The sequence below is a fragment of the Pseudomonas qingdaonensis genome, assembly GCF_018398475.1.
Lineage (GTDB): Bacteria > Pseudomonadota > Gammaproteobacteria > Pseudomonadales > Pseudomonadaceae > Aquipseudomonas > Aquipseudomonas palmensis.
In genome coordinates this window covers 4,610,726-4,633,473 of record NZ_CP074676.1, presented here as the reverse complement: position 1 = coordinate 4,633,473, position 22,748 = coordinate 4,610,726, and the positions used below count along the sequence as shown (strand labels likewise).

18 protein-coding genes are annotated in these 22,748 nt (G+C 66.6%); 6 read left to right on the top strand and 12 right to left on the bottom strand.

From position 1 onward, the window contains the following. Positions 1–73 precede the first annotated feature (73 nt). Positions 74–295: a VF530 family protein gene (locus tag KH389_RS21130; protein ID WP_043862005.1), complete on the top strand. Its 222-nt coding sequence runs from the start codon at positions 74–76 to the stop codon at positions 293–295. A 25-nt stretch (positions 296–320) separates the two neighbouring features. Next, entirely contained in the window at positions 321–959 is a 639-nt protein-coding gene (locus KH389_RS21125; protein WP_412547293.1) for a Pr6Pr family membrane protein, read from the top strand. Between the two features lie 10 nt (positions 960–969). On the opposite strand, the gene KH389_RS21120 is transcribed toward KH389_RS21125, so the two are convergent. The 3 genes from KH389_RS21120 to KH389_RS21110 all read right to left on the bottom strand — a co-directional run bounded on the left by KH389_RS21120 (position 970) and on the right by KH389_RS21110 (position 5,616). After that, positions 970–1,734: a siderophore-interacting protein gene (locus tag KH389_RS21120; protein ID WP_058540958.1), complete on the bottom strand. Its 765-nt coding sequence runs from the start codon at positions 1,732–1,734 to the stop codon at positions 970–972. After that, positions 1,731–2,303 (bottom strand): PadR family transcriptional regulator, encoded by a 573-nt coding sequence (locus KH389_RS21115; protein ID WP_054914759.1) that lies wholly within the window; start codon positions 2,301–2,303, stop codon positions 1,731–1,733. Before KH389_RS21115 ends, KH389_RS21120 begins: the two co-directional genes overlap by 4 nt. Before the next feature lie 166 nt (positions 2,304–2,469). Next, the gene (locus KH389_RS21110) at positions 2,470–5,616 is read right to left on the bottom strand and encodes a transglycosylase domain-containing protein (protein ID WP_088515478.1); all 3,147 of its coding nucleotides are present in this window, start codon (positions 5,614–5,616) and stop codon (positions 2,470–2,472) included. 439 nt (positions 5,617–6,055) lie between these two features. Between KH389_RS21110 and KH389_RS21105 the strand changes: the two genes are divergently transcribed. Then, positions 6,056–7,480, top strand: a complete 1,425-nt coding sequence (locus tag KH389_RS21105; RefSeq protein WP_043862000.1) for an amino acid permease — start codon at positions 6,056–6,058, stop codon at positions 7,478–7,480. Between the two features lie 96 nt (positions 7,481–7,576). Here the strand turns inward: KH389_RS21105 and KH389_RS21100 are convergent, their stop codons facing one another. Together KH389_RS21100 and KH389_RS21095 are read right to left on the bottom strand one after the other, a co-directional pair. Then, entirely contained in the window at positions 7,577–9,193 is a 1,617-nt protein-coding gene (locus tag KH389_RS21100) for an FMN-binding glutamate synthase family protein (protein WP_054914757.1), read from the bottom strand. A gap of 130 nt (positions 9,194–9,323) precedes the next feature. Beyond that, positions 9,324–13,592 carry a DEAD/DEAH box helicase gene (locus KH389_RS21095; RefSeq protein WP_213606181.1) on the bottom strand — a complete coding sequence of 1,423 codons (4,269 nt, stop codon included), beginning with the start codon at positions 13,590–13,592 and terminating at the stop codon, positions 9,324–9,326. Between the two features lie 202 nt (positions 13,593–13,794). On the opposite strand from KH389_RS21095, the gene KH389_RS21090 reads away from it, so the two are divergent. Then, complete coding sequence (locus KH389_RS21090) at positions 13,795–14,202, top strand: NUDIX hydrolase (RefSeq protein ID WP_043861997.1); 408 nt, start codon at positions 13,795–13,797, stop codon at positions 14,200–14,202. Then, positions 14,199–14,837, top strand: a complete 639-nt coding sequence (locus tag KH389_RS21085) for a LysE family translocator (protein WP_054914755.1) — start codon at positions 14,199–14,201, stop codon at positions 14,835–14,837. Before KH389_RS21090 ends, KH389_RS21085 begins: the two co-directional genes overlap by 4 nt. Positions 14,838–14,855: 18 nt before the next feature. On the opposite strand, the gene metR is transcribed toward KH389_RS21085, so the two are convergent. Further along, positions 14,856–15,773 (bottom strand): transcriptional regulator MetR, encoded by a 918-nt coding sequence (gene metR / locus KH389_RS21080; protein ID WP_043861995.1) that lies wholly within the window; start codon positions 15,771–15,773, stop codon positions 14,856–14,858. Positions 15,774–15,953: 180 nt separating this feature from the next. Here metR and KH389_RS21075 point away from each other — a divergent pair, with 180 nt between their 5' ends. Next, entirely contained in the window at positions 15,954–16,946 is a 993-nt protein-coding gene (locus KH389_RS21075) for an alpha/beta fold hydrolase (RefSeq protein WP_100633593.1), read from the top strand. On the opposite strand, the gene KH389_RS21070 is transcribed toward KH389_RS21075, so the two are convergent. The 6 genes from KH389_RS21070 to KH389_RS21045 form a co-directional block, all read right to left on the bottom strand. Beyond that, on the bottom strand, positions 16,943–17,269 hold the full coding sequence (locus KH389_RS21070) for a GlpM family protein (protein WP_173925076.1): 327 nt from the start codon (positions 17,267–17,269) through the stop codon (positions 16,943–16,945). The two genes, KH389_RS21075 and KH389_RS21070, sit on opposite strands and share 4 nt — an antisense overlap. A gap of 21 nt (positions 17,270–17,290) precedes the next feature. Continuing rightward, positions 17,291–18,565 (bottom strand): two-component response regulator AauR, encoded by a 1,275-nt coding sequence (gene aauR / locus KH389_RS21065; RefSeq protein ID WP_229590064.1) that lies wholly within the window; start codon positions 18,563–18,565, stop codon positions 17,291–17,293. 47 nt (positions 18,566–18,612) lie between these two features. Beyond that, a complete protein-coding gene (aauS, locus tag KH389_RS21060) occupies positions 18,613–20,520 on the bottom strand; it encodes a two-component sensor histidine kinase AauS (RefSeq protein ID WP_043861991.1) in 1,908 nt (635 codons plus the stop codon). 66 nt (positions 20,521–20,586) lie between these two features. After that, entirely contained in the window at positions 20,587–21,321 is a 735-nt protein-coding gene (locus KH389_RS21055; protein ID WP_043861990.1) for an amino acid ABC transporter ATP-binding protein, read from the bottom strand. Next, complete coding sequence (locus KH389_RS21050; RefSeq protein WP_043861989.1) at positions 21,318–21,989, bottom strand: ABC transporter permease subunit; 672 nt, start codon at positions 21,987–21,989, stop codon at positions 21,318–21,320. The genes KH389_RS21055 and KH389_RS21050 overlap by 4 nt, the downstream gene beginning before the upstream one ends. Continuing rightward, positions 21,989–22,735 (bottom strand): amino acid ABC transporter permease, encoded by a 747-nt coding sequence (locus tag KH389_RS21045; RefSeq protein WP_043861988.1) that lies wholly within the window; start codon positions 22,733–22,735, stop codon positions 21,989–21,991. Before KH389_RS21045 ends, KH389_RS21050 begins: the two co-directional genes overlap by 1 nt. Positions 22,736–22,748 lie beyond the last annotated feature (13 nt).

Genomic DNA, 22,748 nt, shown 5'->3' with positions numbered 1-22,748 from the left:
AGGCCGCACCAGGTGCTGACGCGCCGCCGCACCTGGGCTAAGGTGCGCACCTTCGTTTGGCTGGAGCACAGGCATGACTGCCGCTGACAACAACCCGCTGCATGGCGTGACACTGGAACAGATCCTCACCGCGCTGGTGGCGCACTACCAATGGGAAGGGCTGGCGCAGCGCATCGATATCCGCTGCTTCAAGAGTGACCCGAGCATCAAGTCGAGCCTGACCTTCCTGCGCAAGACGCCCTGGGCGCGGGAGAAGGTCGAGCGCCTGTACCTGAAGCTGCAACGCGGTCGCTGAGCCGATGCCGGTGGCTGACCGTCGCATGGGCATCGGCCTGCTGGCGGGCCTTGGCTGGGCGGCGTTGACCATCCAGCTGTATCTGGTGCTGCTGGCGCGCTGGCAGGATCAGGCCAGCCTGCTGGGCGGGCTGGTGAATCTGTTCGGTTATTTCACGGTGTTGAGCAATACCCTGGTGGCCACGGTGCTGACCCAGGCGGCCTTTGGCCGTGAATCGGCGGCGCGGCGCTGGTGGCTGTCGCCCTGGGTGAGTTCCGGGGTGGCGGTGAGCATCGTGTTCGTGGCGCTGGCCTACAGCCTGTTGCTGCGTCACCTGTGGCAACCGCAGGGCTGGCAGTGGCTGGCCGATGAGCTGCTGCACGACGTGATGCCGGCGGCCTATGCGCTGTACTGGTGGTGGTGCGTGCCCAAGGGGCAGTTGCGTTTCACGCACCTGCTGGGCTGGCTGGTGTACCCGCTGGGGTACTTTGCGTATGTGCTGGCGCGCGGTCACGGTATCGGTTTCTATCCGTACCCGTTCGTCGATGTGGCGAGCCTGGGCTATGCGCAGGTGCTGATCAATGCGCTGGCCATGCTGGGGGGCTTCATTCTGGTCGGCGTGCTGCTGATCGTCCTCGACCGCTGGCAGGGCAGGCGCCTGGCACGGGCCCAGGCGCAACCCTGAAGGTCGACGCTTATTCCTCGTCGTTGGGGTCCAGTCGCCAGTAGGCGGCCGCCTTGAGGTACGCCTCGTTAACGCCTTTCTCTTCCAGCAGCAGGCTCTTGGCCTTGCGCGTCAGCGCCTTTTCCAGGGCAACCCAGGTGTACAGCGTGCCCGACGGCAGGCTCAGGTCACGCAACACCTGCAGCACGTCCTGCTGGTGGCGCCGTACCCAGATCACCTCGACCTGCGCCGCGCTGGGCAGTGGCTGGCGTTCCTGGTCGTCCTCGATTTCGATCACCGCCAGCACCTTGCGTCCGGCTGGCAACTCTTCGAGCCGGCGGCCGATGGCCGGGATGGCGGTTTCATCGCCCACCAGCAGGTAGCTGTCGAAGATGTCCGGCACCACCAGCGAGGCGCGTGGCCCGGCGATATGCAGGTAATGGCCGGGTTCGGCCTGGGCCGCCCAGGTGGAGGCGGGGCCGTCGCCGTGCAGTACGAAGTCCAGGTCCAGCTCGCCGGCGGCCAGGTCGATGCGCCGCGGGGTGTACTCGCGCATGGTCGGTCGCACGTCGGTGGCGCCGGGGTTGTCCAGGGCCACCTGTTCTTCGGGGGAGCAGGCGAACATGAGTTTGACGTGGTCGTCGCTGCCGACGCTGAGAAAGCCCTGCAGCTCGGCGCCGCCGAGGGTGATGCGGCGCATGCGCGGGGTCAGCTCGGTCACGCGCAGTACCTCGAGGCGGCGGCGCTTGATCTCGTGGTTGACGCGATGGATCGAAAGGTTGGGGCTGTCCGTCATTCGGAAGTCTCCTGGGTGGGGGTTGCCGGGCCGGCAACGATGGCTTTTGCGGTGTCGTTGAGCAGGGTGCGTACCCGCTCGATCTCTGCGGGGTTCCAGCGCCCGGCATGGATCTGCAGGGCATGGCGCAGGTTGTGGACGGCTTCATGGATTTCCGGCGGACGGTCGTGCACGCGCATCGAGCGCTTGCTCACCTCGATGCGCGTGCGCACGCCGTCCAGGGCGATGGCCTGGTCGACCAGCGACTGGCGCCCGGCGTCGGTGACGCTGTAGAGCTTCTTGCTGCCGTGGACTTCGCCGCTGATCAGCTCGCTCTCTTCGAGGAAGGTCAGGGTCGGGTAGATCACGCCGGGGCTGGGGCTGTAGCCGCCGTCGAACTCGGCCTCGATCTGGCGGATCAGGTCGTAGCCGTGGCCGGGCTTTTCCGAAAGCATGGCCAGCAGCAGCAACTTGAGATCGCCGGGGGCGAACACGCGGGGGCCACGGTCGCCGCGTTCACGGCCGTGCCGGCGCTCGAAGCCGTCATGGCGCTCGCCGCTGTCGCGGTGGGGTGGGTGATGGTCACGCATGGACTGTCTCCTGTCTGCGTTTCGATGTATCTAAAGATATTACTCAAGATATATCTTAACGCAAGACGTGGAGATGATTATTTTTCGCATTTGGCGCTGATCTGTTTCACCGGCAAGGCCGGCTCCTGCACGCAAGCGTGTGGTTGGTGCAGGCGAGCGAATGGCGTCAGGGCTTCGAAAGGTCTTGCGTTGCCACCAGCGGCGGCGTGCACAACGTGTTGCCCCCCGGCTGCAGGTATGGCAGCAGTATCGGCGCCATGCCCTTGAGCACCTGCACCGGCAACGCCGAGGTGAACTTGAATGCCTCGGCCGCGCGCCCCGGCACGAACGCCGTCAAGGTGCCGAAATGGTTGTCGCCCAGAAAGAACACGAACGTCGCGGTGCGGTTCAACGAACGCGAACCGATCAGCCGCCCGCCAGCACCGAAGCTCTCGATGCGGTTGTCCCCGGTGCCGGTCTTGCCGCCCATGGTCAGCAGGGTGCCATCGGGCAGCTTGAAGCTCCCCGACACCCGTCGTGCCGTACCGGCGTCCACCACCTGCGACATGGCCCCGCGCAGGGCCCGCGCCACTTCCACCGACAGCACCCGCTGGCCCCGGTCCGGGTCGCCGGCCAGGCGCAGTTCATAGGGCGTGTCGGCGGCAAAGTGCAGGGTGTCGATACGCAGCACCGGCAGGCGCACGCCGTCGTTCTGGATGATGCCCACCAGCTCGGCCAGCGCCGCCGGGCGGTCGCCCGAGCTGCCGATGGCGGTGGCCAGCGATGGCACCAGGTGATCGAACGGGTAGCCCACGCGCTTCCAGCGCTGGTGAATGTCGAGGAACGCCTCGATCTCGACCATGGTACGGATACGGCTGTCACGGGCGCCCTTGTGCCGGCTCTTGAACAGCCAGCTGTAGACTTCCTGGCGTTCGAAATGGCTGGCCAGCACCGCGTCCTGAAAGCTTGCGGTGGGGTTCTTCAGCAGGTAGCCCAGCAGCCACAGGTCCAGCGGGTGCACCCGGGCGATGTAGCCCTGGTCGGGCAGGTCGTAGGTGCCCGGGCCGTAGGCGGCATACAGGCCTTCCAGACGCTGGTCGGTCAGTTGGTCCTTTTTCAGCGGTGGCCGCTTGGCCGCCCCTGGCTCGGCCTTCATGTGCGCGCGCACGAAGGCGTTGAAGGTGGCCTGGTCGGCCTCGGGGAACAGGTAGCGGTGCACGGCGGCCAGGCGGATCGGCGTGACCCGCAGGCTGTCGAGAAAGGTGTCCAGGCGTTCCTGGGAGGTCTTGCGCTGGTACTTCTTCCAGAACCGGCGCATGAAGTCGGTGCCCTCGCGGTCGGCGAAGCGGGCAAGGTACTCCTGGCGCCGCGGCTCGGCATCGTCCTTGAGCAACTTGCCGCTGTTGCCCGGTGCCGAATAGGTGCTGTAGCGCACCAGGTCGCGCATCAGGCGAATGAAGGGCAGGTTGATCGACTCGCGCAGGGCATCCTTGAGGGTCGGCATGCGGCCGTTGTCCTCGCGGCGAAAGTTGTTGAACACATGCATGCCGCCGCCGGTGAAAAAGGCTTCGCCGGGGCTGGCCGAATACTTGCGCTCCAGCGCCGCGTCGAGCATCGCGGTGATGTTGCGGTCCTTGTTGCGGGCCAGGTAATCCAGGGCCCAGCGGCTGATGAAGTCGGTGTCGGCCACCTCCACCTTGCTCAACTGGGCCGGGGTCATGTCGACGTACTTGTCGTGCAGCTCGGCGATGATTTCCAGGTACTGGGTCAGCACCCGCAACTTGGCGGTGGAGCCCAGCTCAAGCTTGCTGCCCTCGTTGATGTCAAACGGCTGGTCGGTGCTGTCGGTCTGTACCCGTACCCGCGAGCCGTCGGCGGTGCGTTCCAGCAGGGTGAAGCTGTAGCGCACCTGGGTGGTGCTGGTGGGGGTCAGCAGGCGTTCGCCAATCAGCCCCATCTGCGCCGCAAAGGCCGGGTCGGCGAGGCTCTTGAGGTACTCGCTGACCTGCCCCTGCAGGTCGGCCTGCAGCGTGCTGGTGGCCGACAGGTCGAGGCGGTCCAGGTCGTACAGCGGGCGCCCCAGCGCCGACGACAAGCGGCTGCGGGCCACGCTGATGCCCTTGTTGGTGACGATGGGCACGATGGTCGGCTGCGCCACCCAGTCGCGAAACACCACCTTGCTTGCCAGCGCGGCATCGGCCAGCGGGCGGTCGATGATGTTGTTGGCGGCCAGCAGGCGCACGTGGCTGTCGGTGAGGGTGGCCAGTTCGTTGCGACCCTTGGACAGAAAGTGCGACGGGCGACGCTGGGCGATCATCAGCGACAGCACCTGGCGCAGCGCCAGGCCACGTGCGGCCAGGCTGGCCGGGTCGCTGTCGGTACTGGCCAGGGTCTTGTTGACCTCGGCAAAGTCGGCGCCGTACCACACCCGCAGGCCCTCGGCCATGCCGTGCACTTCGCCGTGGCCGGGCACCGCCGACAGCGGCACGCTGTTGAGGTAGTCGCGCACGATGCGCTGGCGTGCGCCCAGGGTCTGCGGCCCGTCCTGGTAGGCGCGCACGCTGGCCGAAATCATCTGGCGCAGTTTCTCGCTGCCCGACACCGTGAGGCCATCGGGGGAGTGGCGGTATTTTTCCAGCTGCGTGGCCAGCGTGCTGCCGCCGGCCGACTGGCCGGGCAGGGCCAGGTGCTTGGCGACCTGACTGTAGGCGGCCATGGCGAAGCGCGGCCAGTCCACCGCCGGGTTGCTGCGCGGATCGGCGGGGTCGAGCAGGTCGCGGTTCTCGATGAACAGCAGGCTGTGCACGATCACCGGCGGGATCGAGGCGAAATCCGGGTACAGGTGCTGCGGGTAATGGAACTGGTACAGCGCGTCGCCCTTGCAGTCGGTGATCGACAGGCCGGCCTGGATCTTCTCGGCATAGGGCACGAAGAACCCGTGCTGCACATAGTTCATCAGCGCCGGCGAAAAACGCGCCTGCTCGACGATCACGTAATCGCGCTTGAACAGCCGCGGCAGAAACTCGCCCAGCGCGCTGTAGCCCAGGCGCTTGTCGAACGGGCCTTCGCCCGGGTAGATGACGGCATCGCTGGGGCCCTTGTGCATCGAATAGCTCAGGGTGGCGGCGAACTGGCTGAACTCGCGCGCCTGCAGGCGCGAGGTGTGCATTTCACGGGCGATCGCCAGGCCCAGCAGTACCAGGGCCCCCAGCACCAGCAGGCCGAACAGCCACCAGCCATAGCGCCGGCGGGGACGTTTGGGCAATGCGGGAGTATCCGGTTGTTCTGCGGCAGCCTGCGTCTTGTCTGGTTCCGTTTGCCACTGTGCGCCCATAGTGTTCAGCCCGGCTGCGTATGTTCGTCTCGCTTGCCTGAAGCTTAGACGCTGGTCGCAATTGATGAAAAATTTATGGGTTGCCAGCGGCAGGTTCGCCAATCACGGCGCGAACATGCGCCTTTGGTGCAAGGTTGTGTTGCCCCGTTTTGGTGCTATGTTAGCCGCCCGGTTGACACCCGCACGGCCAAGCGCGGGTAATGCCACTCCGAATAAGCGGTAATTGCCGAGAGTTCTCGCCAAATATCGGGGTTTATATAGTGAAAAGCCCTGTAGCGGCCTTCCTATACTGCTCGCCCCTTTCGCTCGGCCGGTGCTCCGCGCCCCGGTCGACGTGCTTGCCCACAAGGTGAGCCCGGCGCGGCGAAACAGCAGCCTATCGGCGCTGTACAGCCTGCACGAAGGGTTATATCCAATAACAAAATGAGGTTGTATTCCTATGCCAGTCGGCAACCACCCTTCTCATGGTGAGACCGCCCAGGGCGGCCCACTCAAGCGGGAACTCGGCGAACGTCACATTCGCCTGATGGCGCTGGGCGCCTGTATCGGTGTCGGGCTGTTCCTCGGTTCGGCCAAGGCCATCGAAATGGCCGGGCCGGCGATCATGCTGTCCTACATCATCGGCGGCCTGGCGATCCTGGTGATCATGCGCGCGCTGGGCGAGATGGCCGTGCACAACCCGGTGGCCGGGTCCTTCAGCCGCTACGCACAAGACTACCTGGGCCCGCTGGCGGGCTTTCTGACCGGCTGGAACTACTGGTTCCTGTGGCTGGTGACCTGTGTCGCCGAGATCACCGCGGTGGCCATCTACATGGGCATCTGGTTCCCGGACGTACCGCGCTGGATCTGGGCCCTGGCGGCGCTGGGCAGCATGGGCGCGATCAACCTGGTGGCGGTGAAGGCCTTCGGCGAGTTCGAGTTCTGGTTCGCCCTGATCAAGATCGTGACCATCATCGCCATGGTGCTGGGCGGCATCGGCGTGATCGCCTTCGGCTTCGGCAACGACGGTGTGGCGCTGGGCATCTCCAACCTGTGGAGTCACGGCGGCTTCATGCCCAACGGCGTGACCGGCGTGCTGATGTCGCTGCAGATGGTGATGTTCGCCTACCTGGGCGTGGAGATGATCGGCCTTACCGCCGGTGAAGCGCGCAACCCGCAAAAGACCATCCCGCAGGCCATCGGCTCGGTGTTCTGGCGCATCCTGCTGTTCTACGTCGGCGCGCTGTTCGTGATCCTGTCGCTGTACCCGTGGAACGAGATCGGCAGCCAGGGCAGCCCGTTCGTGATGACCTTCGAGCGCCTGGGCATCAAGACCGCAGCCGGCATCATCAACTTCGTGGTGATCACCGCGGCGCTGTCGTCGTGCAACGGCGGTATCTTCAGTACCGGGCGCATGCTCTACAGCCTGGCGCAGAACGGCCAGGCGCCGGCCAGCTTTGCGCGCACCTCGCGCAACGGCGTGCCGCGCAATGCACTGCTGCTGTCGATCGGCGCGCTGCTGCTGGGCGTGCTGGCCAACTACCTGGTACCTGAAAAGGTCTTCGTGTGGGTGACCTCGATCGCTACCTTCGGCGCGATCTGGACCTGGGTGATGATCCTGCTGGCGCAACTGCGCTTTCGCGCCGGGCTGAGCCAGGCCGAACGGGCCGCGCTCAAGTACCGCATGTGGCTGTGGCCGCTGAGTTCCTACCTGGCCCTGGCGTTCCTGATCCTGGTGGTCGGCCTGATGGCCTACTTCGAGGAAACCCGCGTGGCGCTGTTCATCGGCCCGGCGTTCCTGGTAATGCTGACGGTGCTGTACCACGTGTTCAAGCTGGCGCCCAAGGGCGACAGTGAAGCGGTGGCGGCATCCAGCGCATCCTGATGTACACAACCCCGGCCCAGGCCGGGGTTTTTGTGTGGCTGTACTGCCCCTTCGCCGGCAACGCCGGCTCCTGCAGGTGAGGAGTCGGCGACGCCGTTACGCCGCTTCTGCGTTGGGCTCGAAACTGTCTGCCCGCGCCATCTGCCACATCCGCGAATAGAACTCGCCGTTCACTTCGCCGGTAAGCAGTTCACCCGGCTTGAGGAACACGTGCAGCTGCGAGAACAGCTTGATTTCGGTGGCCGACATGCGCCGCACCAGGTGCTTGGCCTCCAGCTGCGAGGGGTGATCCAGCCCGGCGGCGGCGAGCATCTCGGCCAGCGCCTTGAGCGTGTTGCGGTGGAAGCTGAACACCCGCTGCGCCTTGTCCGGCACCACCAGCGCCCGCTGGCGCAGGCCGTCCTGGGTGGCCACGCCGGTCGGGCACTTGTTGGTATGGCAGCTTTGCGACTGGATGCAGCCGATGGCGAACATGAAGCCGCGCGCCGAGTTGGCCCAGTCGGCACCGATGGCCAGCACGCTGGCGATATCGAACGCACTGACGATCTTGCCGCTGGCGCCCAGCTTGATCTTGTCGCGCAGGTTCAGCCCCACCAGGGTGTTGTGCACGAACAGCAGCCCTTCGCGCAGCGGCACGCCGATGTGGTCGGTGAACTCCACCGGCGCGGCGCCGGTGCCGCCTTCCTTGCCGTCGACCACGATGAAGTCGGGCAGGATGCCGGTCTCGAGCATGGCCTTGGCAATGCCCATGAACTCCCACGGGTGGCCCAGGCAGAACTTGAAGCCGACCGGCTTGCCGCCGGACAGCTCGCGCAGCTGGGCAATGAACTGCATCAGCTCGATGGGGGTGGAGAACGCGCTGTGGCGCGACGGCGAGATGCAGTCTTCGCCCATCATGATGCCGCGGGTGTCGGCGATTTCCTGGGTCACCTTGTGCTTGGGCAGGATGCCGCCGTGGCCGGGCTTGGCGCCCTGGCTCATCTTGATTTCGATCATGCGCACCTGCGGGCTGCTGGCCTGCTGCGCGAAGCGCTCGGGGTCGAAGCGACCGTCCGAGGTGCGGCAGCCGAAGTAGCCGCTGCCCAGTTCCCAGGTCAGGTCGCCGCCATGTTCGCGGTGGTAGGGGCTGATGCTGCCCTCGCCGGTGTCATGTGCGAAGTTGCCGAGCTTGGCGCCCTGGTTGAGGGCGCGAATGGCGTTGGCGCTGAGCGAGCCGAAGCTCATGGCCGAGATGTTGAACACCGAGGCCGAATAGGGCTGGGTGCACTGCGGGCCGCCGACGATCACCCGAAAGCTCTCGGGGTCGCTGAGCGGTGCCGGGCGCATGGAGTGGCCGATGAACTCGAAGCCCGACTGGTAGACGTCGATCAGGGTGCCGAACGGCTTGTCGGCGGTTTCGTTCTTGGCCCGCGAGTACACCAGCGAGCGCTGGGCGCGGGAGAAGGGCAGCGCATCGCTGTCGGATTCGAGCAGGTACTGGCGGATTTCCGGGCGGATGCCCTCCACCAGGTAGCGGATATTGCCCAGGATCGGGTAGTTGCGCCGCACCGCATGGCGGCTCTGCAGCAGGTCGAACAGGCCCAGCAGGCTGAGCAGGCCGGTGACCAGGGTGAAGGGCCACAGCCAGTCGTGGTGCAGGAACGGCAGGCTGGCGAGGGTGAACACGACACACGCGGCGAAGAAGGCATAACGGCTGAGGAGGGAGAGGCTCATGCGGGTTCCTTTTGCAGGCAATCCAAGACCTTATATCGAATGGGGGATTGGATGCCAGTGAACCCATCAAGACAGCGTCGCGGCCTTCGCCGGCAATGCCGGCTCCTGCACACACTGCAAAGCTTCGGGATCAGTGATGGACATCGCGCACCACCCGCTCACGCAGCGCCGCATCCTCCTGCACCCAGTACTGCGCCTTGCCCGCCACCCGCGCCGCCACCGCCACGCCGTCGCGGTACACCACCCGGTTGCCGCTCACCGCTGCCACCTTGCTGCCGGGCAGCAAGGTGCCCACCAGGTTCAGCGGGTCGCTGGCACTCACCGCCACCAGGCTGCCATCCAGCGGGCGCCTGCGTACTTCGCGCAATACGCCGATGGCCTCGGGCAAGGCGAACTGTTCGCCGGCCAGCCCGCTGATGAAGCGACCGCCACGGATCTCGCCACGCGCCTCCAGGCGGTGCAACGTGCGCAGCAGGTCCCGCCAGCTCGGCAGCCAGTCGGCCTCGCGTTCGAGCAGCCGCCAGCACACCACGCCATAGCGGCGCAGCAAGGTCAGGGCCACCTGTTCCAGGGCGTCCTCGGCCGGCGTGCCGGCGCGGCGCAGCAATGCCCAGCGCCCGGCGTCCTCCATGCCGCCACTGAATGCCCCGCGACCGCGCCGATGGCTGCGTGCCTGGCGCTTGCTGGCCGGGGTGATCAGTGCACGCAGGCCGGCAAAGCTGTCGGCACTGATCTGCCCGGCCGCCACCAGTTCCTGCAGGGCTGTCTCCAGCTCGCTGGGCAACAGGCGTGCCTCGTCGCGCAGCTCATCGAAAAACAGTGCGCCGTGCTCGCTGAGCGCGGCCAGTACACGTTGCGCGCGGGGCGACGGTGCCGGGGCGTCGTCGGTGGCGGCCAGTGCTCGCCACAACCCCAGCCGCGCCCGTGGCAGCAGCACGACAGGGGTGCTGCGCAGGGTACTGGCCGCAGCCTTGCCCGAAGGGGCCAGGCGAGCCCACACGAACTTGCCGGCCCGGCAGGCATCGTCCAGCCACTGCCCACTGTAGTCGCGCAGCCGGCTCGGCAGCAGGTCGCTTTCCCAGGCCGAGGCCGCTGCGGCGAAGCCTTCCAGTTGGGTCAGCGCCTCGCCCAGCGCCGCCGGGCCCTCCAGCCGGGTGCCGGGCGAGAGGTGCTGCCAGTCGAACAGAAAGCGCATGAAGTCCTGCAGGCTGACCGGCTCGATTTCGCGGCGCAGGCGCTTGAGCGTGTAGCGGTGGATGCGCGCCAGCAGGTGGCGTTCGCACCATTGTTCAGGGGGGTGGCCCGGGCTGAAGTGCCCGCGCATCACATAGCCCTCCGCTTCCAGGCGCAGCATGGCCTGCTCGACCTGTGAGGGGCTCAGGCACAGCGGCGCGCCGATCTCGCTGCTGGTCAGCGGGCCGAAGCCGCTCAGGCGCGCGCGCAGCAGTTCCACGGCAGCGCTGTCGGCATCGATGGGCTGATCGAACCCGGGCAATGGGGTGGGCGCCGCTTGCGGGTACAGCGCCAGCAGCCACGGCAGGCGTTCGCGGGCCAGCCACAGGCCGCCACCGTGCGGCAGCCTCAGGTGGCAGGCGCGTGCGCCGGCGGCCAGTTGCTGCAGCCATGCCAGCCAACCCGGGTTGGCCTGCACCTCGGCATCGCACACGGCCGCCAGGCTCATCAGTGCCTCGTGCATTTCGTCGGTGCCGCCTGGCAACGGCCAGGCCTCGGCACGCACTGCGGCAATCGCCTGCGGATCCAGTGCGCCCAGGTCGTCGGCACTTTGCGGGTCGCTCCAGCGCCGGTTGAGCACGGCCTGGGTGCGCCGCTCTTCCAGCGGTGCGTCATCGAGAAAGGCGTATGGACGTGCATTCAGGATCGCCGCCGCCAGGGGCGAAGGCGCCGGCAGGTCGCGGCAGATCAGGCGGATGCGCTTGTCTTCGATGCGCCGCAGCAGATTCAGCCAGCCCTCGCAATCCATCGCCTCGTGCAGGCAGTCGTCGAGGGTCTGCTCCACCAGCGGGTGGTCGGGAATCTCGCGCTCGCCGACGATGTTTTCCAGGCACGCCAGCTGGTCGGGGAACACGGCAGCGGTGAGGTCTTCGCTTTTCATGCGCTGGATCTGCGGGGCGACCTTGCGCCCGCCGGCATAGCGCGGCAGTGCCAGCGACACCCCGGCGTTCCAGCGCCAGCGCACGCCGAACAGCGGCGCATCGAGCACGGCCTGGGTCAGCAGGTGCTCGGCACTGGCGCTGGAAATGTAGCGCCACACCTCTTCCAGGGCAAAACTGTGGCCGGCCGACAGCGACAGGATCAGCGCATCCTCGCTGGCTGCCGCCTGCAACTCGAAGTTGAAGGTGCGACAGAAGCGCTTGCGCAGTGCCAGCCCCCAGGCGCGGTTGATGCGGCTGCCGAAGGGCGAGTGGATGATCAGCTGGGTACCGCCGGACTCATCGAAAAAGCGCTCCATGATCAGCGTGTCCTGCGAGGGCAGGGCGCCGAGGGCCTGGCGGGTGCGGGCCAGGTAGTCGAGCAATTGCTCGGCGCTATCCGCGTTCAGCCCGAGCGTGGCGTGCAGCCAGGTCAGCAGCGGTTGCAGCTGGCCGCCACTGGCATCCAGGCGCTGGTCGATTTCGGCTTGCAGGCGTGCCACCGCGAAGGACAGCTCGTCGCTGCGCCCCGGCGCCTCGCCCAGCCAGAAGGGGATGGTCGGCGGTTGCCCGTGGGCATCCTCTACCCGTACCTTGCCGGCCTCCACGCGCAGGATGCGGTACGACGCGTTGCCCAGCTGGAAGATGTCGCCGGCGATGCTCTCCACCGCGAAGTCTTCGTTCACGCTGCCGATGTTCAAGGCCTGGGGTTCGAGCAGCACGCGGTAGTCGGCGTTGTCCGGTATCGCCCCGCCACTGGTCAGGGCAGCCAGCTGGCTGCCGCGCCTTCCACGCAACTGGGCACTGACCGCATCGCGGTGCAGGTACGCGCCGCGCACGCCCTGGCGCCCGCTGTAACCTTCGGCGAGCATGCGCAGCAGGGCCTGGTAATGCGCTTGGTCGAGATTGGCGTAGGGCATCGCACGGGTGAGGCACGCAAACAGCGCCTGTTCGTCCCAGGGCTGGCAACTGACCTCGGCGACGATCTGCTGGGCCAGCACGTCCAGCGGTGCGTTGGGGATATGCAGCTCGTCCAGCTCGCCACGGCGCACGCAGTCGAGCAGGGCCACGCACTCGATCAGCTCGTCGCGGGTGGTGGCGAACACACGACCCTTGGGGGTGCCGTCCACCTGGTGGCCGGAGCGGCCAACCCTCTGCAGCAGCGCGGCAATCGAGCCAGGCGAGCCGATCTGGCACACCAGGTCGACCTCGCCGATGTCGATGCCCAGCTCCAGCGAGGCGGTGGCCACCAGCACCTGCAGCTCGCCGCGCTTGAGACGCTGCTCGGCGTCGAGGCGAAATTCCTTGGCCAGGCTGCCATGGTGCGCGGCCACCGCCTCGCGTCCCAGGCGCTCGCTCAGGTGGCGCGCCAGGCGCTCGGCCAGGCGCCGGGTGTTGACGAACACCAGGGTGGTGCGATGCTCGCGGGCCAGTTGCGCGAGGCGATCGTAGACCAGCTCCCACACATCGTTGGCCATCACCGCGCCCAGTGGCGCGCGCGGTACCTCGATGGCCAGGTCGCGCTGGCGCGCATGGCCGATATCCACCAGGGCGCAGGGGCGCTGATGGCCCACCAGGTACTGCGCCACCCGCTCGATCGGACGCTGGGTGGCCGACAGGCCGATGCGCCGCAGCGGGCGCTGGCACAGCGCCTGCAGGCGTTCCAGGCTCAACGCCAGGTGGCTGCCGCGCTTGTTGCCGGCCACGGCGTGGATCTCGTCGACGATTACCGTGTGCACCGAGGCCAGGCCCTGGCGCCCGGACGTCGAGCCGAGCAGCACGTACAGCGACTCGGGGGTGGTCACCAGGATATGCGGGGGCTGGCGGCGCATGGCCGCGCGTTCCTTCTGCGGGGTATCGCCGCTGCGCACTGCGGTGCGCAGGGTAGGGGTGGGCAGCCCGAGGGCGGCCAGTTCGGCGCTGATACCGGCCAGGGGGGCTTGCAGGTTGAGCTGGATGTCGTTGGACAGCGCCTTGAGCGGCGAGACGTACACCACCAGCGTCTGTTCGGGCAGCTCGCCGCCGGCTTGCAGGGCCTGGGTGAAGAGTTCGTCGAGGACCGCGAGGAACGCGGTGAGGGTCTTGCCGGAGCCGGTGGGGGCCGCCACCAGCAGCGATTGCCCGCTGCGGATCAGCGGCCACGCCTGGGCCTGGGCGGCGGTCACCGTGGCGAAACGGTGCTGGAACCAGGCACGGACGGCGGGGTGGAAGCCGTCGAGTACCGGGTGATTGCGGGCGGGCAGGTTCATCAGCTGTTTATGCGGCCGTTGCGCCCTGGTTGCAAGGGGCTTTCGTCAGGCTGCTGCGGCCGCTTCGCCGGCAAGGCCGGCTCCTACAGGGAATGCGCCGAACCTGTGGGAGCCGGCCTTGCCGGCGAAGCGCTCAGCAAGATTGAAAGCCCTGCGCCAGCATGTGATCCTAGCGCGCCTTCCCCGCCACGAGCCGCCTACCATGAGCAAAACCATCCGTATCGCCGCTGCCCTGTTGCTCGATGCTCAGGGCCGTACCCTGTTGGTACGCAAGCGCGGCACCCTGGCCTTCATGCAGCCTGGCGGCAAGATCGAACCCCACGAGCAACCCGTCGATGCCCTGGCCCGCGAGCTGTTCGAAGAGCTGGGCCTGCGCATCGACCCGCAGCAGGCGCAGTACCTGGGCCAGTTCAGCGCACCGGCGGCCAACGAGCCGGGTTTCGAAGTGCAGGCCGAGCTGTTTCAGTTGCACACCGACCTGACGCTTGAACCCGCAGCGGAAATCGAGGAAGCCTGCTGGGTCGACGCCCACCAGGTGGATCACCTCGAACTGGCGCCGCTGACCCGCGACCTGATCCTGCCGCTGCACCTGCAACGGGCCGCGCAATGATCCCGCTGCACGAATGGCTGCTGTTCAGCGGCGCCGCGCTGCTGATGGTACTGACCCCCGGGCCGAACATGATCTACCTGATCTCGCGCTCGATCTGCCAGGGCCGCATGGCCGGCGTGACGTCGCTGATCGGTGTGGTGGGCGGGTTTCTGGTGCACATGACGGCCGCAGCTGTGGGCCTCACCGCGTTGTTCATGGCCGTGCCGCTGGGTTACGACCTGCTGCGCTGGGCCGGTGCCGGCTACCTGCTGTGGATGGCCTGGCAGGCGGTCAAGCCGGGTGCGCGCTCGCCGTTCGAGCCCCGTGAGCTGGCCCCGGATTCACCGGCGCGGCTGGTGACGATGGGGTTTCTGACCAGCGTGCTGAACCCAAAGGTGGCGGTGTTCTACCTGTCGGTGCTGCCGCAGTTCATTTCGCCCGAGCACGGCTCGGTGCTGGCGCAGAGCCTGACCCTGGGCCTGACCCAGATCGGCGTGAGCTTCACCGTGAACCTGCTGATCGCACTGTTCGCCGCCGGCCTGTCGGCCTGGTTCGCGCGCTACCCGCTGTGGCTGATGTTGCAGCGCTACGTGATGGGCTTTGTGCTGGCGGCCCTTGCGCTGCGCCTGGTGCAGGAACAACGCAAACTGGCTTGATGCTTGCCGCTTGAACCTTCAGCGCACTGCACTGACCCCATCCAGGGTCGAGAACGAGGTGTCCTTGGCGGTCAGCAGAAAGTCGCGCATATACGGTGCATCGAGCATGTCGCTGCGCACTGCGGCGTACAGCGTGGCGAACAGGCCCTTTTCACCCAGGCGCTTGCCCTTCACGTAGCCGCGCGAGCTGTACTCGTGCAGGGCCCAGTGCGGCATGCCGCACACCCCGCGTCCGCTGGCCACCAACTGCATCATCATCACCGTCAGCTCGGCGGTGCGCACCTGCCCGGGCTCGATGTCGGCAGGTTCCAGAAAGCGCGTGAAGATGTCCAGGCGGTCGCGTTCCACCGGGTAGGTGATCAGGGTTTCCGTGGCCAGGTCCTGCGGCACCACGTAGGGCCTGGAGGCCAGTACGTGCTGGTTGGCCACCGCCAGCATCGCCTCGTAGGTGAACAGCGGCACGTAGGTGATACCGGTCAGCTCCAGCGGGTCGGAGGTCACCACCAGGTCCAGGTCGCCACGGGCCAGGGCCGGCAGCGGGGCGAAGGCGAAGCCCGAGGCCAGGTCCAGCTCCACCTCTGGCCAGGCATCGCGGAACTGGTCGATGGTGGGCATCAGCCACTGGAAGCAGCTGTGGCACTCGATGGCCATGTGCAGGCGCCCGGCGGTGCCGCCGGCCAGGCGCGCAATGTCCCGTTCGGCGCCGCGCAGCAGCGGCAGGGTGGCATCGGCCAGTTGCAGCAGGCGCAGGCCGGCGCTGGTGAAGCGGATCGGCTTGGTCTTGCGGGTGAACAACTGCATGCCCAGGCGTTCTTCGAGTTCCTTGAACTGGTGGGACAACGCCGACTGAGTCAGGTGCAGGCGCTCGGCGGCCTCCACCAGGCTGTCGGCTTCGCGCAGGGCGTGCAGGGTCTTGAGGTGGCGAATTTCCAGCACCAGGGTGCTCCATGAACAGAATTTGATGGATGAGACAATTCGTTGAGTTTGTCTCATGTTGACGATGCTGTCGACCGCCCGGCAGTTGTCATCAAACGGTCACCGATCTGTGGCAGCGCGCCGGCATGAACTTCATCAGACTCGCGCTTTACTGGCGAACTGCACTCTGGTGTTTCTTTCATGCGGGCATTCCTGTTTCTGGTGGCGCTGTGCAGCGCCTTTTCTTCGTTCGCGGCGCCTCGCTGCGACATCACTTCAGCTATCCGATACGCCGAGGCGGGGCCGGTCAGCCTGGCCTATCAGAGCATCGGGCGTGACAGCGACCCGGCCCTGCTGCTGGTCATGGGCCTGGGCGGCCAGTTGATCCACTGGCCCGACGAGGTGGTACTTGCGCTGTGCCAGCAGGGCTTCAGGGTGATCCGCTACGACAACCGCGACGTCGGCCTGTCGCGCTGGAACCAGCCCCCCGCCCAGGCCAATCTGACGGTCGAGGCGCTGCGCTACCGGCTCGGCCTGCCGGTGGCGGCGCCCTACAGCCTGAGCGACATGGCCGCTGATGGCCTGGCGCTGATGGATGCGCTGCACGCGCAGCGCTTTCATGTGCTGGGGGTGAGCATGGGTGGAATGATTGCCCAGCACCTGGCGGCGATGGCGCCCGAGCGGGTCGAGAGCCTGACCCTGATCATGTCCAGTTCGGGGGCGCAGGGGCTGCCGGCGCCTGCGCCGGCGCTGGTTCGGCAGTTGGCCCGGCGCGGTGCGCCGAATCGCCAGGTGGCCCTGGAGCAGCAGGCCGACCTGCTGGCCGCGCTGGGCAGCCCGCAGGTGCAGGATGATCGCCAGGCCCTGTTGCAGCAGGCCGCCACCGCCTACGACCGGGCCTTCAACCCCGAAGGCGTGCAGCGCCAGGTCATGGCCATACTTGCCGAGCCCAGCCGTGTCGAGCTGCTCGACAACCTGCGGGTACCGGCCCTGGTGGTGCACGGCACGGCCGACCCGCTGTTGCCGGTGATGCACGGCGTGCACCTGGCCGCGCACATCCAGGGCAGCCAGCTACGCCTGATACCGGGCCTGGCGCACCGCTTCCAGGAGCCGTTCAAGGCCCCGCTGCTGGCGGCGGTACTGCCTTACCTGAAGGCGCACCGCGAAGAGCTGGGCCATCTGGCCCAACGCTAGTGCAGGCGCACCCATACGCTGACCAGCACGGTGGCGGCGATCAGCCAGGCCACCGCCGCCAGCGCCAGTGACAGCTCCAGGCGCAGGCGGTCGACCAGCACGTACAGCGCGGCCAGGTACACGAAGTAGGGGATGATCGACCACATGCCGAACACGATGGTGGCCTTCAGGTCCTCCAGCGAGCGGCCCTTGCCGATGATGTAGTGGGCAATCAGGGCAAAGGTGGGAAACAGCGGCACCAGCCCGGCCACGTAGTAATTGCGGGTCTTGGCCAGGGCCGCGATGATCAGCACCACCACGGCGCCCAGGCAGGCCTTGAGAATCATGTCCATCGAAACGCTCGCTCAGGCCAGGCCGTATTTTTTGACTTTGTCGAACAGGGTGGTCTTGGCCATGCCCAGCTCCTGGCTGGCCTGGCTGAGGTTGCCGCCGGTGCGCTGCAGGGCGTCGCTGAGCAGGTTGCGCTCGAAGGCCTCGACCGCCTCGGCAAAGCCCAGGCTCTGCGCCACATTGGCGCCGGCCTTCTTGAACGCCGGCAGGCCCAGGGCGTGGCGCTCGGCCACGTTGCGCAGCTCGCGCACGTTGCCCGGCCAGTCATGGGCCATCAGGCGCGACAGGGTCTGGCTGTCCAGCGGCGGTGCCTCGCGGTCGAAGCGCAGGGCCGACTGCTGCAGGAAGTGCTCGAACAGTTGCAGGATGTCTTCGCGGCGCTCGCGCAGCGGCGGCAGTTCCAGGGTCACCACGTTGAGGCGGTAGTACAGGTCGCTGCGAAACTGGCCGGTCTGGCCGAGGGCATCCAGGTCCGACTTGGTGGCGGCGATCACCCGGCAATCCACCGCAATGCTCTGGTTCGAACCCAGGCGCTCCAGGGTGCGCTCCTGCAACACGCGCAGCAGCTTGATCTGCAGGTTGAGCGGCATGCTCTCGACTTCGTCGAGAAACAGCGTGCCGCCGTTGGCGTGCTCGATCTTGCCGATGCGGCGCTTGCCGGCACCCGTGAAGGCGTTGGCCTCGTGGCCGAAGATTTCGGTCTCGAACAGGTTCTCCGGCAGGCCGCCGCAGTTCAACGCCACGAAGGGCTGGCTCTGGCGCCGGCTGAAGTCGTGCAGGCAGCGCGCGACCAGCTCCTTGCCGGTGCCGGTCTCGCCCTCGATCAGCACGTTGGCCGAGGTATCGGCGACGTTGGCGATCAGCTCGCGCAGGTTCTGCATGGCCGGCGAGCGGCCGATGATGCGCCCCTCCAGAGTGCTGCGCTCGGCCAGCTGGCGGCGCAGCGAGAACACTTCGCGGGCCAGGCCGCGCTGTTCCAGCGCCCGGCGCACCACATCCACCAGGCGCTCCGGCGAGAAGGGCTTTTCCATGAAGTCGTAGGCGCCGTTGCGCATGGCGCCCACGGCCATGTCGATGTCGCCGTGGCCGGTGATCAGCACCACCGGCAGGCTCTTGTCGCGGGCCTTGAGGCGGCTGAGCAGTTCCAGGCCATCGATGCCCGGCAGGCGGATATCGCTGACCACGATGCCGGCGAAATCATCGCCGATGCGCTCCAGTGCCTGTTCGGCACTGCCGACGCCTTCGCAGGCGATATCTTCCAGGGCCAGCGCCTGCTGGCACCCGAGCAACACATGCGGATCGTCTTCGACGATCAGGACGGTAAGGGGCGATGGGGTCATAGGGACTCGGCAGGTTCAGTGGGGGCATCGACCAGCGGCAGGCTGAGCACGAACGCGGTACCGCCGCTGGCGGGGTGTTCGACGTTCAGGGTACCGCCGGCTGCAGCGGCGAGGCTGGCCGACAGGGTCAGGCCCAGGCCCAGGCCGTGCTCGCCCGGTTTGGTGGTGAAAAACGGTTCGAACAGGTGCTTGCGCGCTTCATCGTCGATGCCATGGCCGTTGTCGCGCACGCGCAGGCGGTACTTGTCGCCCACCAGCTCGCCTTCGAGCCAGAGTTGCGGCAGCGGCACCGCGGCCATGGCATCCAGGGCGTTGCCGATCAGGTTGACCAGGATCTGCTCCAGGCGGGTCTGGTCGATGGTCAGTTGCTGGTCGGCGTACTCGAGGTGCAGTTTCAGGTGACAGCCCTCGATGCGCGCATTGAGCAGTTGCAGGGCGGCGGTCACGGCCTTTTCCAGCGAGGCCTGGCCACGGTCGTCGCCGCGCCGGGCGAACGAGCGCAGGCTGGCGGTGATACGGCCCATGCGGTCGATCAGTTCGTTCATGGTCAGCAGGTTGGCGCTGGCGGTTTCCAGCGCACCGCGCTGCAGAAAGCGCACGGTGTTGCCCGACAGGGTGCGCAGCGCCGCCAGCGGCTGGTTCAGCTCATGGGCGATGCTGGTCGACATCTGCCCGATGGCCGCCAGCTTGCCGGCCTGCACCAGTTCGTCCTGGGCATGGCGCAGGGTCTGCTCGGCGTGCCGGCGTTCGCGGATCTGGCCCTTGAGGCGTTCGTTGCTGGCACGCAGGTCGGCGGTGCGCTCGGCAATCTTGCGTTCGAGCTGGTTGTTGGCTTCTTCCAGCGCCTCGCGGGCGGCCAGGCGGGTGGCGATCACCTTGCGCCGCTCGTTCCAGGCTATCAGCAGGATCGCCAGCAGGGCGAAGGCCACGGCCACCAGCACGCCCTGGATCATCGATTCGTGGCGCAGGTCCTGCAGCGGGGTCAGCAGGGTGAAGTGCCAGGGCGTGTCGCTCAGGCGCCGGGTCTGGGCCAGGTAGGTGACCTTGCGGTTGCTGTCGCCCAGTTCGGCATTGGCGGGAAAGGTCAGCTTCTCGACCCCGTCGGCGAGCTTCTCGCGCGCCAGCGGCTGCAGTTCGTTGAGCGGGAACCAGTAGTACTGCAGGCTGCGCGCCAGGCGCTCCTTGATTTCCGGGGTCAGCGGGCGCACCGACTTCAGCCGCCGCGCCGGGTCGCTGGAGAGGATGATGATGCCGTTCTCGTCGCTGACGAAGGCTTCCAGGCGGGCTCGCTGCCAGCGCTCTTCGAGCGCTTCCAGGCGCACCTTGATCACCGCCACGCCGATGATCTTGCCGTGTTCCTCCAGGCCATGGGCCAGGTAGTAGCCAGGTTCGCCGGTGGTGCTGCCGATGCCGTAGAAGCGCCCGGGCTGGCCGCGCACGGCATTCTGGAAATAGGCACGGAACGAGAGGTCTTCGCCCAGGTAGCTGTCGACGTCGCGCCAGTTGCTGGTGGCCTGCACCCGGCCGGTGGTGTCGAGCACATAGATGGCGCGGCTGCGGCTGCGCCGGTTGAGCCCTTCGAGGTATTCGTTGACCGCCTGGCGCTGGTCGCCATCGGTGGAGTTCAGCAGGCTGGAGACGCTGTCTTCGAGTTCCAGCAGGCTGGGCAGGTAGGTGTACTTGCTGATCTCGCTCTCGACCGCGCGGGCATGCAGTTCAAGCTGACGCTCGCCGGTCTCGCTCAGGGTGCGGATGCCGTTGTGCTCGCTGATCAGGTAGCCGATCACACCCAGGCCGATCATCAGCAGCAGGACCAGTGGGGGCAGGAACAGGTGGCGGATCAGGCGAGGTTTCACGGCAAGGTCAGGCTTGGCTGGGCGAAAGAGCGTGGGATCGCATTTCATCACAGTGGCCTTGTCACGACCAGCGCCCTCTGCCCGGCGTGGGCCGGGCAGGGACACCGGGCGGCATCAGTGCTGCAGGATCTTGCTGAGGAAGTGCTGGGTACGCTCGTCGCGCACGCTCTGGTCACCGAAGAACTCTTCCTTGGTGCAGTCTTCGATGATGTTGCCCTTGTCCATGAAGATCACCCGGTTGGCCACCTTGCGCGCAAAGCCCATTTCGTGGGTCACGCACATCATGGTCATGCCTTCGTGGGCCAGTTGCACCATCACGTCGAGTACCTCGCTGACCATTTCCGGGTCCAGGGCCGAGGTGGGTTCGTCGAACAGCATCACGATCGGGTCCATGGCCAGGGCGCGGGCGATGGCCACGCGCTGCTGCTGGCCGCCGGAGAGCTGGCCGGGGTGCTTGTGCGCATGGGCCGACAGGCCGACGCGCTCGAGCAGTTGCAGGCCCTTCTTGGTGGCTTCTTCCTTGCTGCGGCCCAGCACCTTGATCTGCGCGATGGTCAGGTTCTCGGTGATGGTCAGGTGCGGGAACAGTTCGAAGTGCTGGAACACCATGCCGACCCGCGAGCGCAGCTTGGGCAGGTTGGTCTTGGGGTCGGCGATCGAGGTGCCGTCGACCACGATGTCGCCCTTCTGGAACGGTTCCAGCGCGTTGACGCACTTGATCAGGGTGGACTTGCCCGAGCCAGACGGCCCGCACACCACCACCACTTCGCCTTTCTTGACCTCGGTGCTGCAGTCGGTCAGAACCTGGAAATCGCCGTACCACTTGTTGACGTTCTTGATGGAAATCATACGGTTATCCTTTTCTGCAGACGCTTGACCAGGAAGGAAGCGGAGAAGCTGATGACAAAGTACACGGCGCCGGCAAACAGCAGGAACTCGTTGGAGCGCCCGATGATGTCGCCACTGGCCCGTGCCGAGTTGAGGAAGTCCACCAGGCCCACGGTGTAGACCAGCGAGGTGTCCTGGAACAGGATGATGCTCTGCTGCAGCAGCAGCGGGGTCATCTTGCGAAATGCCTGGGGCAGGATGATCAGGCGCATGGTCTGCGCGTAGTTCATGCCCAGTGCCTGGGCAGCCGCCATCTGGCCCTTGGAGATCGACTGCACGCCGGCCCGCACGATTTCGCAGAAGTACGCCGCCTCGAACATCATGAATGCCACGACGCAGGAGGTGAACGCACCCACCGGGGTGTCTTCGCCGGTGATCCAGCGCAGCACGAACGGTACCGCCAGGTAGAACCAGGTGATCACCAGCAGCAGCGGGATGGAGCGAAAGTAGTTCACGTAGGCGCCGGCCAGGCGCGACAGCAGCTTGCTCGACGACAACCGCATCAGTGCCAGCACAGTGCCCAGCGCGATGCCGCCAATGATGCCCATGAGCATCAGCTGCAGGGTCATCTTCATGCCGTTCCACAGGCCCGGCAGGGCTGGCACGATTCCACTGAAATCCATGTCCATTATTTACCCCCCACGGAGATCAGGCCCGGCACCGCGACTTTCTTCTCGACCAGGCGCATCAGCAGCATCAGCCCCATGTTCAGGGTGAAGTAGATCAGCGTGGCCAGGGTGAAGGCCTCGAACAGGTTGGCCGAGAACTCGGCGGTCTGCTTGGTCTGTGCCAGCAGCTCCATCAGGCCGATCAGCGACGCCACCGAGGAGTTCTTGAACACGTTCAGGAATTCGGAGGTAAGCGGCGGAATGATGATCCGGTAGGCTTGCGGCAGCAGCACGTTGTTGTAGATCTGCGGCAGGCTGAAACCCATGGCGCGGGCAGCGGCTTCCTGGCCACGGGGCAGCGCCTGGATGCCGGTGCGTACCTGCTCGCACACCCGTGCAGCGGTGAACAGCCCCAGGCAGATGACCACGCTGATCAGCGCCGAGGTGGTCGGGTTGAGGTCCTGCTTGTACCACTCCTGCAGGCCTTCGGGCAGCAGGTCGGGTACCAGGAAGTACCAGATGAACAGCTGCACCAGCAGCGGCACATTGCGAAACAGTTCCACGTAGCACGTGGCGATACCCGACACCAGACGGTTCGGTACGGTACGCATGACGCCGAGCACCGAGCCCAGCAGCAGCGCAATGATCCAGGCGGCAACGGCGATCAGGATGGTCCAGCCCAGGCCGGTGATATACCAGTCCAGGTAGGTCTCGCTGCCAACGCCGGTGGACTTGAAAAAAACGCCCCAGTCCCAGTTGTAATTCATCGGGGTCTCCCCT

What these genes read in the sequence shown, in the direction of transcription:
- KH389_RS21050 (WP_043861989.1), bottom strand. Translation starts at nt 21,989, where the DNA reads ATGGACATGGATTTCAGTGGAATCGTGCCAGCCCTGCCGGGCCTGTGG.
- KH389_RS21090 (WP_043861997.1), top strand. Translation starts at nt 13,795, where the DNA reads ATGAGCAAAACCATCCGTATCGCCGCTGCCCTGTTGCTCGATGCTCAG.
- KH389_RS21100 (WP_054914757.1), bottom strand. Translation starts at nt 9,193, where the DNA reads ATGAGCCTCTCCCTCCTCAGCCGTTATGCCTTCTTCGCCGCGTGTGTC.
- KH389_RS21110 (WP_088515478.1), bottom strand. Translation starts at nt 5,616, where the DNA reads ATGGGCGCACAGTGGCAAACGGAACCAGACAAGACGCAGGCTGCCGCA.
- KH389_RS21105 (WP_043862000.1), top strand. Translation starts at nt 6,056, where the DNA reads ATGCCAGTCGGCAACCACCCTTCTCATGGTGAGACCGCCCAGGGCGGC.
- KH389_RS21130 (WP_043862005.1), top strand. Translation starts at nt 74, where the DNA reads ATGACTGCCGCTGACAACAACCCGCTGCATGGCGTGACACTGGAACAG.
- KH389_RS21085 (WP_054914755.1), top strand. Translation starts at nt 14,199, where the DNA reads ATGATCCCGCTGCACGAATGGCTGCTGTTCAGCGGCGCCGCGCTGCTG.
- KH389_RS21055 (WP_043861990.1), bottom strand. Translation starts at nt 21,321, where the DNA reads ATGATTTCCATCAAGAACGTCAACAAGTGGTACGGCGATTTCCAGGTT.
- KH389_RS21115 (WP_054914759.1), bottom strand. Translation starts at nt 2,303, where the DNA reads ATGCGTGACCATCACCCACCCCACCGCGACAGCGGCGAGCGCCATGAC.
- KH389_RS21125 (WP_412547293.1), top strand. Translation starts at nt 321, where the DNA reads ATGGGCATCGGCCTGCTGGCGGGCCTTGGCTGGGCGGCGTTGACCATC.
- KH389_RS21045 (WP_043861988.1), bottom strand. Translation starts at nt 22,735, where the DNA reads ATGAATTACAACTGGGACTGGGGCGTTTTTTTCAAGTCCACCGGCGTT.
- KH389_RS21075 (WP_100633593.1), top strand. Translation starts at nt 15,954, where the DNA reads ATGCGGGCATTCCTGTTTCTGGTGGCGCTGTGCAGCGCCTTTTCTTCG.
- aauS (WP_043861991.1), bottom strand. Translation starts at nt 20,520, where the DNA reads ATGAAATGCGATCCCACGCTCTTTCGCCCAGCCAAGCCTGACCTTGCC.
- KH389_RS21095 (WP_213606181.1), bottom strand. Translation starts at nt 13,592, where the DNA reads ATGAACCTGCCCGCCCGCAATCACCCGGTACTCGACGGCTTCCACCCC.
- KH389_RS21120 (WP_058540958.1), bottom strand. Translation starts at nt 1,734, where the DNA reads ATGACGGACAGCCCCAACCTTTCGATCCATCGCGTCAACCACGAGATC.